This is a genomic window from Polaromonas sp. P1_E12 (assembly GCF_056405975.1).
This window is the reverse complement of the sequence record NZ_JBFUBB010000008.1, coordinates 93,774-110,442: the sequence shown is the minus strand read 5'-3', so window position 1 is coordinate 110,442 and position 16,669 is coordinate 93,774. Positions and strand designations below refer to the sequence as shown.

General features: G+C 61.8%; 18 protein-coding genes. 2 read left to right on the top strand and 16 right to left on the bottom strand.

Translation table 11 applies throughout. The features are described from left to right. Positions 1-28: 28 nt before the first annotated feature. The 6 genes from AC1D13_RS20840 to argS all read right to left on the bottom strand — a co-directional run bounded on the left by AC1D13_RS20840 (position 29) and on the right by argS (position 6,450). Entirely contained in the window at positions 29-1,564 is a 1,536-nt protein-coding gene (locus AC1D13_RS20840) for an RNA polymerase factor sigma-54 (protein ID WP_457282377.1), read from the bottom strand. A gap of 145 nt (positions 1,565-1,709) precedes the next feature. After that, entirely contained in the window at positions 1,710-2,501 is a 792-nt protein-coding gene (lptB, locus tag AC1D13_RS20835) for an LPS export ABC transporter ATP-binding protein (RefSeq protein WP_457282376.1), read from the bottom strand. Between the two features lie 14 nt (positions 2,502-2,515). Next, positions 2,516-3,142 (bottom strand): lipopolysaccharide transport periplasmic protein LptA, encoded by a 627-nt coding sequence (lptA, locus tag AC1D13_RS20830; RefSeq protein WP_457282375.1) that lies wholly within the window; start codon positions 3,140-3,142, stop codon positions 2,516-2,518. Positions 3,143-3,301: 159 nt separating this feature from the next. Beyond that, on the bottom strand, positions 3,302-3,949 hold the full coding sequence (locus AC1D13_RS20825) for a thiol:disulfide interchange protein DsbA/DsbL (protein WP_477666926.1): 648 nt from the start codon (positions 3,947-3,949) through the stop codon (positions 3,302-3,304). Between the two features lie 128 nt (positions 3,950-4,077). After that, positions 4,078-4,710 carry an SPOR domain-containing protein gene (locus tag AC1D13_RS20820; protein WP_457282373.1) on the bottom strand — a complete coding sequence of 211 codons (633 nt, stop codon included), beginning with the start codon at positions 4,708-4,710 and terminating at the stop codon, positions 4,078-4,080. A 54-nt stretch (positions 4,711-4,764) separates the two neighbouring features. Continuing rightward, on the bottom strand, positions 4,765-6,450 hold the full coding sequence (gene argS, locus AC1D13_RS20815; RefSeq protein WP_477666925.1) for an arginine--tRNA ligase: 1,686 nt from the start codon (positions 6,448-6,450) through the stop codon (positions 4,765-4,767). Positions 6,451-6,584: 134 nt separating this feature from the next. Between argS and AC1D13_RS20810 the strand changes: the two genes are divergently transcribed. Beyond that, the gene (locus AC1D13_RS20810; RefSeq protein WP_457282371.1) at positions 6,585-6,881 is read left to right on the top strand and encodes a PsiF family protein; all 297 of its coding nucleotides are present in this window, start codon (positions 6,585-6,587) and stop codon (positions 6,879-6,881) included. Between the two features lie 147 nt (positions 6,882-7,028). Here the strand turns inward: AC1D13_RS20810 and AC1D13_RS20805 are convergent, their stop codons facing one another. Next, complete coding sequence (locus AC1D13_RS20805) at positions 7,029-7,949, bottom strand: HTH-type transcriptional regulator ArgP (protein ID WP_477690215.1); 921 nt, start codon at positions 7,947-7,949, stop codon at positions 7,029-7,031. A gap of 96 nt (positions 7,950-8,045) precedes the next feature. Here AC1D13_RS20805 and AC1D13_RS20800 point away from each other — a divergent pair, with 96 nt between their 5' ends. Then, positions 8,046-8,687, top strand: coding sequence for a LysE/ArgO family amino acid transporter (locus AC1D13_RS20800; RefSeq protein WP_457282369.1), 642 nt, complete (start codon positions 8,046-8,048; stop codon positions 8,685-8,687). Positions 8,688-8,708: 21 nt separating this feature from the next. On the opposite strand, the gene AC1D13_RS20795 is transcribed toward AC1D13_RS20800, so the two are convergent. From AC1D13_RS20795 to AC1D13_RS20755, 9 genes are all read right to left on the bottom strand, one after another. Then, positions 8,709-9,158 (bottom strand): DUF2214 family protein, encoded by a 450-nt coding sequence (locus AC1D13_RS20795; RefSeq protein ID WP_457282368.1) that lies wholly within the window; start codon positions 9,156-9,158, stop codon positions 8,709-8,711. Positions 9,159-9,176: 18 nt separating this feature from the next. After that, positions 9,177-10,109, bottom strand: a complete 933-nt coding sequence (locus tag AC1D13_RS20790; RefSeq protein ID WP_457282367.1) for a LysR family transcriptional regulator — start codon at positions 10,107-10,109, stop codon at positions 9,177-9,179. Positions 10,110-10,209: 100 nt separating this feature from the next. After that, entirely contained in the window at positions 10,210-11,043 is an 834-nt protein-coding gene (locus AC1D13_RS20785; protein ID WP_477690214.1) for a shikimate dehydrogenase family protein, read from the bottom strand. A gap of 98 nt (positions 11,044-11,141) precedes the next feature. Further along, positions 11,142-11,930 (bottom strand): SDR family oxidoreductase, encoded by a 789-nt coding sequence (locus tag AC1D13_RS20780; RefSeq protein WP_457282365.1) that lies wholly within the window; start codon positions 11,928-11,930, stop codon positions 11,142-11,144. 21 nt (positions 11,931-11,951) lie between these two features. Continuing rightward, on the bottom strand, positions 11,952-12,401 hold the full coding sequence (gene aroQ, locus AC1D13_RS20775; protein WP_477690213.1) for a type II 3-dehydroquinate dehydratase: 450 nt from the start codon (positions 12,399-12,401) through the stop codon (positions 11,952-11,954). A gap of 69 nt (positions 12,402-12,470) precedes the next feature. Then, positions 12,471-13,523, bottom strand: coding sequence for a Gfo/Idh/MocA family protein (locus AC1D13_RS20770; protein WP_477690212.1), 1,053 nt, complete (start codon positions 13,521-13,523; stop codon positions 12,471-12,473). 82 nt (positions 13,524-13,605) lie between these two features. Continuing rightward, positions 13,606-14,613 carry a TRAP transporter substrate-binding protein gene (locus tag AC1D13_RS20765; protein WP_477690211.1) on the bottom strand — a complete coding sequence of 336 codons (1,008 nt, stop codon included), beginning with the start codon at positions 14,611-14,613 and terminating at the stop codon, positions 13,606-13,608. Positions 14,614-14,712: 99 nt separating this feature from the next. Beyond that, complete coding sequence (locus AC1D13_RS20760) at positions 14,713-15,996, bottom strand: TRAP transporter large permease subunit (RefSeq protein WP_457282361.1); 1,284 nt, start codon at positions 15,994-15,996, stop codon at positions 14,713-14,715. Next, a complete protein-coding gene (locus AC1D13_RS20755; protein WP_457282360.1) occupies positions 15,993-16,523 on the bottom strand; it encodes a TRAP transporter small permease in 531 nt (176 codons plus the stop codon). The genes AC1D13_RS20760 and AC1D13_RS20755 overlap by 4 nt, the downstream gene beginning before the upstream one ends. Positions 16,524-16,669 lie beyond the last annotated feature (146 nt).

Sequence of the window (16,669 nt, the reverse complement as noted above, 5' to 3'; positions counted from 1 at the left end):
GGACGGGCAGCGCGGCCTGATTGGGCGGCTAGAGTGATTTGCGCAGGTTGGCGGGCGCTATGCGCAGGGCTTCGCGGTACTTGGCCACGGTGCGGCGTGCGCATTCAATGCCCTGCTCCTTGAGCATTTCGGAAATCTGGTTGTCGCTGAGCGGTTTCTTGAGGCTTTCGGACGAGACAAATTGTTTGATGAGCGCGCGTACCGCCGTGCTGGAAGCATTGCCGCCGGTTTCGGTGCCGAGCGCGGAGCCGAAGAAATACTTGAGCTCAAAGGTGCCGAAAGGGGTGCCCATGTACTTGGCCGTGGTCACGCGGGAGATGGTGGACTCGTGCAGGCCCAGCTCGTCGGCGATTTCGCGCAGCACCAGCGGGCGCATGGCGAGTTCACCGTGCGTGAAGAAATTTTTCTGCCGTTCCACAATCGCACTGCTCACGCGCAGGATGGTGTCAAAGCGCTGCTGGATGTTCTTGATGAACCAGCGGGCCTCCTGCAGGCGCTGCTGCAGCGCCTGGCCGCCCTGGCCCTTGTGCTGCTTGAGGGCATTGGCATAAATGTCGTGCACGCGCAGGCGCGGCATGACGTCGCCATTGAGCGAAACCTTGAAGCCCCGGCCCGACTTGATGACGATGACGTCGGGCACGATCAGGTTGCGCTCCACGTTCACGAAGCGGCGCCCGGGCTTGGGATCGAGCCGGCCTATCACCGTGATCGCGCCCTTGATGGCGGCTTCGGTGAAACCGCACAGGTGCGACAGGCGTTTCACGTCGCGCTTGGCCAGCAGCTCCATCGGTTGCTTGCACATGGCAATGGCTGCGCGGGTTTCTTCGCAGTCCTTGCAGTCCAGCAGCTGCAGGCTCAGGCATTCCGCCAGGTTGCGCGCACCGACACCGGCAGGCTCCATGTGGTGCAGCAGCTTGAGCGCCATCGCAAAACGCTGCTCCAGTTCTTCCGCCTGCGCCATGTCATCTCTTGCAAGACCGGCCGCGAGCGACGCCAGGCTGTCTTCAAGGTAGCCGTCGTCGTTGAGCGATTCAATGAGGAAGTGCAGCGCGGCACGGTCTTCCTCCGACAGGCGCAAGCTCAGCGATTGCCGGTGCAGGTGGTCCTGCAGCGACTCATGGCTGCCCGTGAGGTCGGAGGCCTCGGCTTCGCTCTCTTCATTGTTGTTCTTGCGCGCCGGTGCGTCGCTTCCCCACTCGCTGTCGTCGGGCGTGGTTTCTACCGTGCCATCGCCTTCCCAGCTTTCCTCGAGCTTGGGCTCCGCACTGACTTCTGCGTCATTCGGGGCTGTAGCGCTAGTCTCGTCTGCGCCGCCAGCTATCGAATCCGTAGCAGATTCAAACTCGCGGCTGTCCTGGCTTACCGGCGTGTTGATGTGCTCCAGCCCAAACTCTTCGCGCACCGCCGTCTCTTCCGACACTTCCAGAAACGGGTTTTCGTCGAGCATCTGCTCGACCTCCTGGCTCAACTCAAGCGTCGACAGCTGCAACAGCCGGATCGACTGCTGTAGTTGAGGTGTCAGCGCAAGATGCTGCGAGACGCGGAGTGACAGACCTTGTTTCACTGGATTTTCAAACTTGCGGAAGGTTGAGGCAATACGTCTTTAACCAGCGGGCGCCGCGGAACTGGCTTTGCCAGGCCGCAGGCGCCGTCCCCGGAGGGGGAGAGGGAGCTACACGAAGTGAGCGACAACAGGGGGGAACCATGTTCTACATCTTGAAGTGTTCGCCGAGATAGACGCGGCGCACATCGGCGTTATTCACGATCTCGGACGGTGTGCCTTGCGCCAGCACGTGGCCGTCGCTGATGATGTAGGCGTGGTCGCAAATGCCCAGTGTTTCACGCACGTTGTGGTCGGTGATCAGCACGCCGATGCCGCGCGATTTGAGGAAACCGATGATGCGCTGGATTTCGATTACGGCAATGGGGTCGATACCGGCAAAGGGCTCATCCAGCAGGATGAAGCGCGGCTGGGTTGCCAGCGCCCGCGCGATTTCGACCCGGCGGCGCTCGCCGCCCGAGAGCGCCGGTGCCGGTGAGTTGCGCAAATGATCTACCCGCAAATCCTGCAGCAGGGCGTCGAGCCGCGACTCGATGTCTGCGCGCCCCAGCGGTTTTCCGGTTTTGTCGAGCTGCAGCTCCAGCACGGCACGCACGTTTTCTTCCACCGTGAGCTTGCGGAAAATCGACGCTTCCTGCGGCAGGTAGCTCAGGCCCAGGCGGGCACGCAGGTGAATCGGCATGTGCTCGACCGACTCGCCGTCGATGGAAATTTCGCCTGCATCGGCGCGCACCAGGCCCACGATCATGTAGAACGAGGTCGTTTTGCCCGCGCCGTTGGGGCCCAGCAGGCCCACGACTTCGCCTTTTTGCACGGACAGCGAAACGTCCTGCACCACCTTGCGGCTGCCGTACGATTTTTGCAGACCTTGCGCAACAAGGCGGCTGGGGGTCAGGGCAGGAGCGGCCGGGGCCGCTGAAGTGTCAGTCACCACATCCATCTGTGCAGGTCTTTCTAGTTCTTTTCATTGCCCAGCGTCGTGCTGGGGCGCAGAACCGGGGCTGGGCCCGCGGGCGGTGCCGCAACGGGTGCCGAGGCTGTCGCGCGGGGTGACAGCATGGCGCGAACCCGCCCCGTGGGGTTGCTGGCCGTACGGTTTTGCGCGCCCCCATCCACGGTGAAGACGTCGGTGTTGTTGTCATAAACAATCAGGCTGCCGGTGGTTTCGTCCACCAGGGTGGCACCGTTGTAGCGGCGCACCACCGCCCGCTTGATGAACTTCACCAGGTCGGCGCGGCTGTCATATTCAATGCGTTCGCCTTCGCCTTCGATGTACTCGTCTACGCCGTCACGCTTTTTCCGGTAAAACGCCAGCTTGCCGGGCGCCGCGACGGACACCGCCTGCTGGTAGCCCTCGGGATCCTGCATGACGTCAACGCGCTCGCCGCGCACGATGGTCGTTCCCTTGGTGATCACCACATTGCCGGTAAAAACGCTGGTTTGCTTCAGGTCGTCATAACGCAGGGCATCTGCCTCCGCGTTCATGGGTTTGTCCCGATCAGCTTTTTCGGCAGCGGCCGGGAAAGCCGACCCCAGCGCCAGGATGACCGGCAGGATGAGGGAAAAAATGGGGTGTTTCATAAGGCACGAATCTTGCTGCTTGGTGTTGGGTCATTGTAGCCATGCCAGCTGCGGGAATGGCTTGCACGGGGAATATTAGGGGCATAAAAAAACCCGCCGGAAATCGGGCGGGTTTTTTGAGCCGGTGTTTGGCGCGGCGCACGGCCGCGGGCGCTTTCTTTATTTGGCCTTGCGGGATTGGGCGATCAGGTGATCTGTGACCTGCAGCGCGCGGGTCATGGTTTGGGTTTGGTCCGACGAGGTGTAATAACGCCCGGCGATACCCAGCGACGGCACGCCGGCCACTTTGTAGCTGTCCTGCAGCTGTGTGGCCTTGCGCGCCTTGGAGGCGACCGAAAAGGAGTTGTAGAACTCAACGAATTTGGCCTTGTTGAGGCCCTGCTTTTCAGCCCATGCAGCTATCAGCTCGGGCGTGTTAAGCGGTTGTTTTTCCACATGAATCGTGGCAAACACCTTCTTGTGAAGTTCCTCAATTTTTCCCATGGCCTCAAGCACGTAATACAGGCGCTGCTGAGGTTCGAAATCGGGCCGGAAGGACACTGGAACACGCCGCACGGACACGTCCTTGGGGATCTGCTTCATCCAGGCTTCGAATTGCGGCTCGAAGGCGTTGCAATGGGGGCAGTTGTACCAGAAGAATTCCACCACCTCGACCCGGCCGGCGGCGGCTTCGGTCGGCGCCGGCTTGTCCAGCGTCAGGTAATCCTCGCCGTCCTTGAAGGCCTTGGCCTGGGCTTGTGCCAGGGTGGGCAGGGCGGCGATGCCGCCCAGGGCGGCGGCTGAAAACGAAAACTCACGGCGTTGCATCAGATTTTTCTCCTGGAATGACAGAAATAGCCCGGAAACCGCCCCTCTGGCGGATGCCTCGTGGCGCGGGGTATAGGGGTTTGTACACCAGCCTCGTGAAAAGTTCAGCCTATCGTTGGATGAGGGCTTCAGCGCTGGACCCGGACCAGCGCGGTTTCAATGGAATTGTTGTCCAGGCGCTCCTTGGCCTTGTCGGCATCTTCCTTCTTGTCGAAAGGGCCAAGACGCACGCGGTACACGGTGCGGCCAGCCTGCTCGCGTTCCGTCACTTTGGCCTGCATGCCCAGCAGCAGCAACTTGGCGCGTTGCTGTTCCGCATCTTCCGGCGTGCGAAAGGCACCGGCCTGAATGAAATAGCTGAAGGGATCCGCTCCCGGACCGGATGACAGGCCTTCGACCTTGGCCTTTGCCAGATCGCCCAGCGGATCGGCAGGCGCTGGTTTGGCCACTTTGGCCGGCGCTGAAGCGGCGGCCTTGGGGGTGGCTCCGGCGGAGGGGTCGGGTACTGGAACACCAGGCACTTCAACCGCTGCCGGAGGAGGCGGCTTGGGCTGGTTTTTGCCGGCCAGCGGGGCGTTCGGGTTCCAGTCCTTGTTTTTCTTGGCTTCAACAGCATCGCTGTCGGGGTTGCGTGCCTGGCTCTTGTTCATGAAAGGAACCGGCACCTTGGTGATGTAAACCGCTACCGCCAGCGCCGCGCCCAGGCCGATCAGCGCGCCAATGATCAACCCCAACAGGGTTCCGCCTCGTTGTGTATTCATACCTTGCCCACGTTCATTGCCTTGTCCTGAAATTCGCATGGTTTTCGCCACCGTTTACATCTTGCGCGGGGCGCTCACGCCCAGCACCGCGAGGCCATTGTGCAACACCTGCGCAGTCGCGGCGACCAGCGCCAGACGGGCAAGCTTCACAGCTTCGTCGTCCACCAGGATGCGCTCGGCATCGTAATAGCTGTGATAACTGGCCGCCAGCTCACGAAGGTAAAAAGCCACGTCGTGCGGTGCAAATCCGTCAGCCGCGTTGGTCAGCATGTCGGGGTACTTGGCCAGCAGCAGCATCAATGACTGCGCCTGCGGGCTGTCCAGCGCCGAGAGGTCGACAGCTTTGAGGCTGGCTTCGTCGCCACCCTGGCCGGCCCAGGTGGTGAGGATGGAGCAGATGCGCGCATGCGCGTACTGCACGTAATACACCGGGTTTTCATTGTTTTTGGCCAGCGCCAGGTCAATGTCGAAGATGTATTCGGTGTCCGGCTTGCGGCTGAGCAAAAAGAAGCGCACGGCGTCGGCGCTGGTCCATTCGATCAGGTCGCGCAAGGTGACGTAGCTTCCGGCGCGCTTGGAAATTTTGACCTCTTCGCCGTTGCGCACCACGCGCACCATGGTGTGCAGGACGTAGTCGGGGTAGCCCTGGGGAATGCCTTCGCCGGCGGCCTGCAGCCCGGCGCGCACGCGGGCAATGGTGCCGTGGTGGTCCATGCCCTGGATGTTGATGGCCTTGCCGAAGCCGCGCTCCCACTTGGCCAGGTGGTAGGCCACGTCGGGGACGAAGTAGGTGTAGCTGCCGTCGCTCTTTTTCATCACGCGGTCTTTGTCGTCGCCGTAGTCGGTCGACTTCAGCCACAGCGCGCCATCCTGCTCGTAGGTCTTGCCGGCCTCTTTCAGTCTGGCCACGGCGCTATCGACACGGCCCGAGCTGTACAGGCTGGACTCAAGGTAGTAGTTGTCGAACTTCACCGAGAAGGCCTTCAAGTCCAGGTCCTGCTCGTGGCGCAGATAGGCCACGGCGAACTGGCGTATCGAGTCCATGTCTTCCACGTCGCCCGAGGCGGTGTATTCGCGGTCGTCCGACTTGACGGTCTTTTTGGCCAGAAAGTCGGCCGCGATGTCGGCGATGTAGTCGCCGTTGTAGGCCGACTCGGGCCAGCCGGCGTCACCGGGCTTGATGCCTTTGGCGCGCGCCTGTGTGCTGGTGGCCAGGGTCTGGATCTGCACGCCCGCGTCGTTGTAATAGAACTCGCGCCAGACCTTGGCGCCTTGCGTGGCGAACAGGTTGCAGATCGCATCGCCCAGCGCGGCCTGGCGGCCGTGGCCCACATGCAGCGGGCCGGTCGGGTTGGCCGAGACGAACTCGACGATCATCTTGCGGGCCGGGTCGGCCGGCTGCACGCCGAACTGCGCGCCGGCGGCCAGCACTTCGCGCACGGTCTCCTGCTTGGCGGCGGGCTTGAGGCGGATGTTGATGAAACCGGGGCCGGCGATTTCGATGGCGTCTACCCAGCGTTCAAACGCGGGCTTCTTGAGCAGGTTGGCGCGCAGGCTTTCGGCCACCTGGCGCGGGTTGAGCTTGAGCGGCTTGGCCAGCTGCATGGCGGCCGTGCAGGCGAAGTCGCCATGGGCCGCCACCTTGGGGGATTCAAAGGCAGCTTTGTCGCCTGCGCCGGGGGAAAGTTCATCCAGCCCCGCGGCCAGAGCCGCGAGCAGGTCTTTTTTAATCGAGAGCATGGTCTGATTTTACGGTTAAGCCATCTGCCGTTCGGACCCCTCAGATACCCGGTCATCGAATTTGCCCGGCGCGGCGTTATGTGTTGGAATTCCAGCCGGAACTCAAACCTGTTTCCCAACCCAATGGAGCCACCATGAAAAAGCTGTTATCCCTGATCGCCGCCGTTTTTGCCGTCTCGATGGCCTTGTCTCCGGTGGCGCACGCCGCGGACGCTCCAGCCAAAACCGCACAGCAAACCAAAATGGGCGCCTGCAACAAGGACGCTGAAGGCAAGAAGGGCGATGAGCGCAAGGCATTCATGAAAGAGTGCCTGAGCGCCAAGAAAGAAGCACCAACGCAGCAAACCAAAATGAAAACCTGCAACGTCGACGCCAAGGGCAAAAAAGGCGACGAACGCAAAGCCTTCATGAAAGAGTGCCTGAGCAAGTAAGCCGGTCTTTTCAGATCAAACCAGCCCGCCATGAATGTCATGGCGGGCTTTTTTTGTGCCAATATTCCTCCTGGGCGCTATTAATTCGATAGCTGTTTGCGCTTGTCTACAAAGCGCTAGCGGTACTTTTCATCTATAAACGCACCGTCACACCTGCAGCAGCTGCCCCTGCGCCGCCTGCTTGACCGCCTGTGTCAATCGCTGCGCCGCAACGGATTCACGTGCCCAGTGCTGCCAGTACAGCCGCACGTCGACCGTGCTGCCCGGCAGCACTTCCTGCAGCGGCGGCTTGCGGGTGCGCGCGGCCAGCAACAGGTCGGGCACCATGCCCCAGCCCATGCCAAGCTCCAGCGCAAGCTCGAACGCATCCACCGCCGGCACGAAGTGGCGCGGGTACAGCGCGTCGCGCAGCCCGAAATGCTGTTCAAGAAAAGTATCCTGCAGCGCGTCCTTGCGGTTGAAGATCACGGCAGGGCTGGCTAGCAGGCGATGGGCCAGCCGGTTCGGTGCGGCCTTGCCACCCGCCGCGGGCTCGTTCCACTGCGCCACCAGCGCGGGCGAGGCCATGCAGCGGTAACGCATCACGCCCAGCGGTTCAGCCACGCAGCCCCGCATGGCCTGCGCCAATGCGGTGACGCAGCCCGTGACATCCCCGCTTTTCAGGGCTTCCTGGGTGTGGTCCTGATCGTCCACCACGACATCGAGCAGCAGGCCGTTAGTGTGCAGGGCTGAGGCCACGCCCGGCAAGAACCACGTGCTCAGGGAGTCGGCGTTCACCGCCACGCTGAGGCTTTGCAGGCGAGCGGGCTTTCCCCCGCCCTGCAGCCCGGCCAGCAGATCACCCTCCATGAGGCGAACCTGCCGGGTGTGCCCGAGCAAAGCCTGGCCGGCCGACGTGGCGCGTACCTGTTTGCCGCGCACCAGGAGCCGCTGCCCCAGTGCGGTTTCAAGTGACTTGATGCGCAGGGACACGGCAGCCAGCGTCAGGCTCAGGGCCTTGGCGGCTTCGCCGAAACTGCCGTGCTCAATCACGGCGGCCAATGCTTCAAGTTGTCGGGCATCGAGCATGTTGTTAGGCGCCTACTAAATCAATTAATAATTGACTAAAGCTAATTTTAGTTAATTCTATTTAACTATTATGAGCCCTGGCACACACTTGCGGCCATGAACCCGCTCACCGCCCCCGCCTTCCTGACTGGCATGGTCCTCAGCCTCTCGCTCATCATGGCCATAGGCCCGCAGAACGCCCACGTGATCCGCATGGGCCTGCTACGCCAGCATCTCTGGCTCACCGTCGCCGTCTGTGTGCTGACCGATGTGGCCCTGATCGCCGCAGGCGTTGCCGGCCTTGCGCAACTGGGCGGTCTTTCCGACAAGCTGCTGGGCGCCATGACCGGCGCGGGCGCGCTGGTGCTGCTGGTGTATGGCGCCCAGGCCATGCGGCGCTTTCTGCAGCCTGCGCACGCGTCTGCCCAGAACCCCGATATGGCCGGCGCAGAGGCCATGCCGCGCCGCAAGGCCATCGGGCTGGCACTGGCGCTGTCGTGGCTCAACCCCCATGCATGGCTGGACACCGCCGTGGTCATCGGCACCGCATCACTGGCTTACGCCCGGCCGGACAACGCCGTCTTCGGCCTGGGCGCCATCACGGGTTCATTGCTGTGGTTTACCGGCCTGGGTGTGGCGCTGTGGTGCGTGGGGCGCAGGCTCAACACACCGGCCATATGGCGCGCGATGGACCTGTTGGTAGCGCTGATGATGTGGGGCACCGCCTTCTGGCTGGTGCATGGCCTGTTTTCAGCCTGACGCTGCAGCGCGGGTGTGTGCCTAACCAAAGCCTCGGGCCAGAAAGACGGCGGCCAGCGGAATGAACGGCAGGATGTGCGCCTGCACCATCACCAGCCGCCGCGCTTGTTTGACTTCCAGCGCATCGGGCAGGGCGCCGCTGGCGCGCAACTCACGGCGCCAGCGCAAAAACATCATGGTCGGCTTGATGGAAATCAGCCCAATCGCCAGGAACATGACGAGCTTGACGTACAGCAAGGGGTTGTGGGCGTACCAGGCCGCGCCCTTGCTGCCCAGAAACACGCGCGCCAGGCCGGTCAGGAAAACCGCGCCGGCCGAGATGCCGTAGACCATGTCGATCTTGCCGAGCCTCTCGATCACGGCGGCGTTCAGCCACTCGGTGCGGCACAGCGCCGCCTCGCTCGCCAGAAAAACCACCATGGTGAGAATCGCCAGCAGGTGGGCATAGGCCAAAAGAGATTCGAGAACCATCGTCGGGATCCTTTCCAGTCAGGGTTTTGTGGTGGTGGCGGCTGGCGACGAGCACCAGAACTCCGGTTGGCTGTAATGGTGTTTCAGAAAATCCAGCCAAAGGCGAACCCGCAGCGGCAAGTGTTTGCGTTGCGGAAATACGGCGTAAATACCGTTGGGCGGCGCGGCAAAATCCTCCAGCACCGCCACCAGCTGGCCGGCGGCAATTTCTGCCTCGACCTCCCAGGTGCTGCGCCAGGCAATGCCGTACCCTCCCAGGCACCAGTCATGCAGGACCTGGCCGTCCGAGCAGTCGAGCGGCCCGCCCGGCTTGAGATGGATCAATTCGTCCTGGACCCGGAACGCCCAGCCCCGCGTTTGCGAGGCGTCGCTGGACAGCGTCAGGCAGTCGAATTTCGCCAGCTCGCTGGGGTGCTGGGGCGTGCCGTGGCGGGCCAGGTAGACCGGCGTGGCCACGCACAGCCGGCGGTTGTCAGCCATGCGCACGCTCACCAGCGAAGAGTCCGGCATGTCGCCGACGCGCACTGCGCAGTCAAAACCCTCGCCGGCCAGGTCAACTACCCGGTCGCTCAGGTTCAGCGAGATCGTGACATCGGCATGCACTTCGCGAAAGCGTGTGACCAGTGGCGCCACGTGGCGGCGGCCAAAGCCGGCCGGCGCGGTGATGCGCAGATGCCCGCTGGCCTTGACGCCGCCGGCCGAAACGCTGGCTTCGGCGTTGGCAAAATCAATCAGCAGACGCTGGCAGTCTTCAAGAAAAGCGCTGCCTTCGTGTGTGAGCGTGATGCGCCGGGTGGTGCGTACCAACAGCTTGACGCCCAGGCGGCCTTCCAGTGCATCAAGCCGACGCCCCATGATGGCCGGCGCCACGCCTTCGGCGTTCGCGGCAGCGGTCAGGCTGCCGCGTGTCGCAACCGACACGAACGATTCAAGCTGCTTGAGTTTGTCCATGCTGGATTATGTCCATGAACGTCTGAAATCAGCCGTTTTTAGCATTGATTCCAACACTTCCCACCCAGGACGCACGGTGCGCGTGTCCTCTTACACTTTTTTAATAACTCAGCCGGGCCACCGATCGCAAGACGTCCGGTGTGGTGGTCGGCAGGCCAAAAAACTCGAGGTAGGCCGGGATCTGCTCGAACAGCATGTCGGACCCCACTTGCACCGTACAGCCACGCGCCTTGGCCGCTGCCAGAAACGCGGTCATCTCCGACTTCATGACCACTTCGCCCACAAAACTGTTGGCGGCGATACGTGAAACGTCCATGGGCAGAGGATCGCCTTCGTTCATGCCCATGGGCGTGGCGTTGACCACCAGGTCGTAACCCGCCGGGTCGTTTGAGCCTGTGAGGAGTTCCAGCGTTGCGTAATGCTGGCGCAGCCGCCCAGCCAGCGCCTGCGCGGAGGCCGCATTGACGTCGCACAGCCCTAGCGCGCGCGCGCCGGCCTTGGCCAGCGAAGCCGCGATTGCCGAGCCCACGCCGCCGCTGCCGACGACGAGGGCACGTTTTCCGCGCGGATCAAAACCCTTGCGTTGCACGCCGCGCACAAAGCCTTCCCCGTCGAACATGTCGCCCACGAGCTTGCCGTCCGCGTCACGCCTGACGGCATTGCAGGCGCCGGCGATGCGTACTGTGGGTGTGGCTTCGTCCAGCAAGTCGACTGTTGTGACCTTGTGCGGCATGGTGATCAGCGCGCCCCGGAAGTTCTCCAGGCAAGACACCGACCGCAGAAAGGCCGGGTAGTCTTCGGCCTTGCAACCCATGGGCACGACCACCGCGTTCACTCCCGCCTGTTCAAAGTAGGGGTTGTAGATCATCGGCGCCTTGAAAGAATGCGTCGGGTAGCCGATATGGGCGATGAGTTCGGTATGGCCGTTGATCATGGAAGTTCCAGAAATTTGCAGTTAAACCGCTGTTGAAAATAACGCCGAATGATCGGTGCTGACGGTCATTCGCCGGCAACAAAAAAAGCCTTTGGCGATCAATACAGGCCTGGGGTGCCACCGCCGTCCACAGCGATGGCCGTACCTTGAATGTGGCGGGCACTCTCCGAACACAGGAATATCGCAAGTGCGGCGACATCCTCGGGTGTACCCAGCCGGCTGAGTCCCTCGCGTGCGATTTGTGCCTGTCGTTCTTCTTCGACGGGCTTTCCACTTGCGGCTGCACGCTGCTGAAACAGTTGCGCCACACGGCCGGTTTCAGTCAAGCCCGGAAGAATGGCGTTGACATTGACGCCGTCCCGCTTTCCAAGACCGGACAGGCCCTTGGTGAAGTTGTGCATCGCAGCGTTGACCGACCCACCGATCAGGAAGCCCGGGTCGGGCGTACGGGCAGCGCCGCCAATGATGTTGACAACGTGCCCACCCGCAGTTTTCAGCATCGGCCAAAACAGGCGGCACAAGTTCACACAGCCGAAGAACTTCAATGCAAAGCCGTCATGCCATGCGTCCTCCGGAAGGTCCAGAAACGCACCGGCGCGCGTGGCACCCGCGGAATTAACCAACACGTCACAGCGTCCAAATTTTTCGGACACCAGGGTGAATACCGCTTTGCAACCTTCTTCGCCTCGAAGATCCGCAGCACATACCTCAGGGCGGAGTGCTCCAGTGCCTGCAATTGCATCTGCGGCAGTCTTCAGGTTCTCAATGGACGATGCGGCCAAAACGGTTTGCGCACCGCGTGCGGCAAACGCAGCGGCGATGCCATGGCCGATGCCCCGGCTGGCGCCACTTATAACGATGACTTTTCCAGCGAACTCCTGTGACATGGCCGCTCTCTTTCTGATGATTTACGAAACCCTTGCGGCATTGATCGCCGAAACAGCGGCGCGCAAAGCCAGCAGGTAGCTGTCAGCGCCAAAGCCGCAGATCTGCCCCTTGACGATTTCGGCGAACACCGACACATGGCGGAAAGGCTCGCGGGCATGGATGTTCGACATGTGGAGCTCGACAACCGGCACGGTGAGGATGGCCAGCGCGTCGCGGATGCCGTAGCTGTAATGCGTCCAGGCGCCGGCGTTGATCAGCACGGCGTCGACCTTGTCGGTGAATGCCTGGTGAATCCGTTCGCACATGTCACATTCGCTGTTGGTCTGGAAATGTTCCACCTCGGCGCCGAGGTCCCGGCCCAAAGCCTGCAGGCTGGTGTTGATTTCGTCCAGCGTGATGGTGCCGTACTGCGCCGGGTCGCGTTTGCCGAACATGTTGTGGTTGATGCCGTGAAGCATGAGCACTTTCATGGTGATTTCTTTCCTGGTTGTTGACGTTGTTTGTCGTGGTTTGATTTGTATGTGGGAGGGTCGAGCTGCTTAACCAACGGGCAACTCGATCACCTGGCCGGTTTGGGCGGCCTGCGCGATGGCTTCGGTGATGCGCAGGTTCAGCAGGCCGTCGCGGGCACTGACCAGCGGCGGTGCTTCACCACGAATGACGGCGCCGAAGTGCTCCAGCTGGTGCTTGAGGGGATCGTCGCGCACCATGTCGGCCACGCTCTCGTCAAATGGCTTCCACCAGGAACGGTCTTCCGGGCTGGGATAGGTTTTCAGGCGCATGGTCGGAACCGACAGGCTTCCGTTGGTGCCCGAAATCACGTAGCAGTCTTCGTCGCCATAGCTTGGGTAGGCCTTGTTTTCCTGGGAGGTCTGCTCCCAGCTGCGCGCGCATGCGGCGGTGTCCGACAGCATGAAGCTGCCCAGCGCACCGTTGGCAAAACGCAGATTGATGGCCACCGTGTCTTCCACCGGAAAACCGCGTGTGGCATTGGAGGCAAAGGCCTGCACTGCCACGATGTCACCGCACAGCATGCGCAGGTTATGCACCTCGTGAATCATGTTCAGGAGGATGGGGCCGCCGCCGATCTCGCGGCGCCATGACGCGTCTTCGTAGTAGCGGTCGGGCTTGAAGAATGTGGCACTGCCCGTCACGGCAACCAGCTTGCCAAGTTTTCCCGAATCCACGATTTCTTTCGCTTTGGCCATGATGGGGCTGTGCGCGCGATGGTGGCCGATCAGTACCTTGGCGCCCGTCTCAGCGACCGCCTTGACCAGCTGCTCGCCTTCGGCCAGCGTGGGTGCAATGGGCTTTTCCAGCAGGATGGGCACCCCGGCCTTGATGCATTGCAGGGCCTGCGGCACATGCAGCTGGTTCGGCGTCGCAAGGATCACGCCGTCAGGGCGGTCCTTGCTGAGCAGCTCATCCAGCGATGGGTACAGCGGAACACCCGCCCTGGCGGCGATAGCCTTTGCCGCCGGCGCAGGATCGACAATGGCCGAAAGGACGCAGGTTGGGCTCTCTTGAGCCACATCCATGTGGGCCAGGCCGATGTAGCCGGCCCCTGCGACAGCGATGCGGATTTTGCTCATGAAGGAAAGATACCCGGAACCGGAATGAAAGAACAGGCCAGCCCGGCGCTCCGGTGCGCTGGGCCGGCCGGGGCGTGAAGTCCTATTTACGCAGTTTGGCGAGCTCTGCCTGCAGTGCGCCGACCACATCGGCACCCACGATGGCCGAGTGCTTCTCGATAACGGGCTTCATCTTCTCGCGGAATTTGGCCATTTCTGCGGGGCTGAACTCGCTGACCTGCATGCCGTTCTTCTTCAGGTTTTCGAGCGCGGTGCCGGACTGTTCACGCGAGGCCTTTCGCTGGTACGCAGCAGCTTCGGCGGCCGCATCCGAGAAGATTTTTTTCTCATCATTGCTCAGGGTGTCCCACAGCTTTTTGCTGACGATCACGGTTTGTGGGTTGTACTGGTGGTTGGTCACCGCCAGGTACTTTTGCACTTCATAGAACTTGTTCGCGTTGATGACCGTGAACGGGTTTTCATGGCCGTCAATGGCTTTCTGTTCCATCGCGGCATAGACCTCGGGAAAAGCCATGGGCGTCGGGTTGGCGCCCAGGGCGGTCACCCAATCGATGTTGATGGCATTGGGAATCACGCGCAGTTTCAGGCCGGCAATGTCGTCCACCTTGGTGATGGGGCGCTTGCTGTTGGTGATGTTGCGAAAACCGAGTTCCCAGTAGGCCAGCCCGTGGATGTTTTTGGCGTCAAGCCTGGAAAGCATCATTTTCCCGAAAGGCCCATCCACCACGGCATCGGCTTCCTGCGAGCTTGCAAACATGAACGGAAAATCGAAAACGGCAAATTCCTTGGCCTGGCTGGCCAGGATGCCGGAATTCATCACCACCATTTCCAGCGTGCCGCCTTGCAGCGCGGAGATGTTCGGTGCATCGCCGCCCAGCACACCGCCGGGGAAGAGGTTGACCTTGATCTTGCCGCCCGATTTCGCTGCCACGGTTTCAGCGAATTTTTTCATGCCCAGCACAATCGGGTGGCCGTCCGGGTTTTGCGTGGCGAACTTGACGGTGCGTTCCTTGATGTCCTGGGCTGAGGCCATGCCGAAGGCCGCCAGGGCGACGGTAGCGAGGACGGATTTGATAAACAGGCGTTTCATGGTTGTCTCCGGTTTTTTGAGGGGATGAGGTGTCACGGTACGCTTTGACGTGGCTGCCGGCCGTGGCGTACCCAGCACGCCCGGCAGCGCGGAAAGTTGTCAGCCGCCGTAGAACCAGCGCGCCGGAATGATGACGATTTGCGGGAAAGCCACCATCAGGAACATGATGGCGAACTGGGCCCACATAAAGGGCAACACGCCCTTGGTGACTTCGTCCATGCTCACCTTGCCCACCCCGGCCACCGTGTTCAGCACCGTGCCCACCGGCGGGGTGATCAGCCCGATGGCGTTGTTGATGATGAACAACACGCCAAAGTACACCGGGTCAATGCCGGCGGCCTTGACGACCGGCATGAGCACCGGCGTCAGCAGCAAGATGGTGGGTGTCATGTCCAGCGCGGTTCCCACCACCATCACCAGCACCATGATGGCCAGCATCAGCAACTTCGGGCTGTCCAGAAGCGGCTGCAGCAGGGCAACCACCTGGCCCGGTATCTGCGCTACCGTGATCAGCCAGGCCGACACCATGGCCGCAGCCACCAGGAACATCACGATCGCGCTGGTCTTGGCGGCGCCCACGAACAGCGGATAGAGCTTCCTCAGCGTGAGCTCCTTGTAGACGAGTACTGAAACCAGCGTTGCGTACACCGCGGCAACCACAGCGGCCTCGGTCGGCGTGAAGATGCCGAACTTCAGGCCGAACACCACAATCAGCGGCAGCACCAGCGCCCAGGTCGACTCCTTCAACGCCACCAGGACTTCTGCACGGCTCTTGCGCGGCGGGGCCTTCACCACTTCCTTGCGCACCAGCCACCACCAGGTGAGCCACAGCGACAACCCCAGCAAGAGACCTGGAAAGATGCCGGCCAGGAACAATTTGGAAATTGACACATTGGCGGCCACACCGAAGATGACAAAGGCGATCGAAGGCGGGATGACCGGCGCGATAATGCCCGCCGACGCGATCAGCCCTGCGGAGCGCGCCTTGTCATGGCCGGCGGCCACCATCATGGGCAGTAAAAGCGACGCCAGCGCAGCCGCATCGGCCACGGCAGAGCCCGACAGTGCAGCCATGATGACTGCCGCCACAATCGTGACATAGCCCAGGCCGCCCTTGATGTGGCCGACCAGGGCCATGGCGAGGTTGACGATGCGGCGCGACAGGCCACCTGCGTTCATGACCTCGCCGGCGAGCATGAAAAAGGGCACGGCCAGCAGCGGAAAGCTGTCGGCGCCGTTCACGACGTTCTGTGCCAGGATCTGCGCGTCAAACATGTCGAGGTGCCACATCAGCGCCGCGCCGCACAGCAGCAATGAAAACGCGATCGGGATGCCCAGCGCCATGGCGGCAAGCAGCGATCCGAGGAATATAGCGATGGTCATGCCGGACCTCCTTCATGCGGCTGGTCTTCGGATTCCCTGATCATCATCAGCTCACCGTCCCCGGTCTTGCCGCTGAGCAGCCGGACCAGATCCCGCAGCAGCAACAGGCCGCCGAGCACGGCGAACACCATGCCCGAGCCGTAGAACCAGCTCATGGACACTTCCATCACGGCACTGGTGGTGGTCCAGTTGATCTTGACCTGCTCCCACGCACCACGGAACATCAGCCAACAGGCAAAAAGCATGAGCAGGTAACTGATGCCGAGGCAAATTTTCTTGCCCCTGGGGCCCAGGCGACCCACCAGCATGTCGGTGCCCAGATGCCCGCGCTCGTTGATCGCCACCACGGCACCGAGAAAGGTCAGCCAGACGAACAGCCAGCGAGACAGCTCCTCTGACAGATTGATGCCCGAGTTGAAGCCATAGCGCAACACCACGTTGCCGAACACCAGCACCACCATCAGCGCCAGGAACAGCGCAATCACGCCGTCCAGCACCCGGCAAAACCGGTCTATCCACTTGTCCATGTTGTCTCCTTTTTATGCGTGGCTGCGCGCGCAGCCGTCCAGCCCTGAGCCTGTTGAAGATTGCTTTAATCCATAATGTACGAACTAGTTAGTTTTAAACGAATCGGTAGAAACCCGACATGCCGGCCCCCCGGCCGGCGCGATCC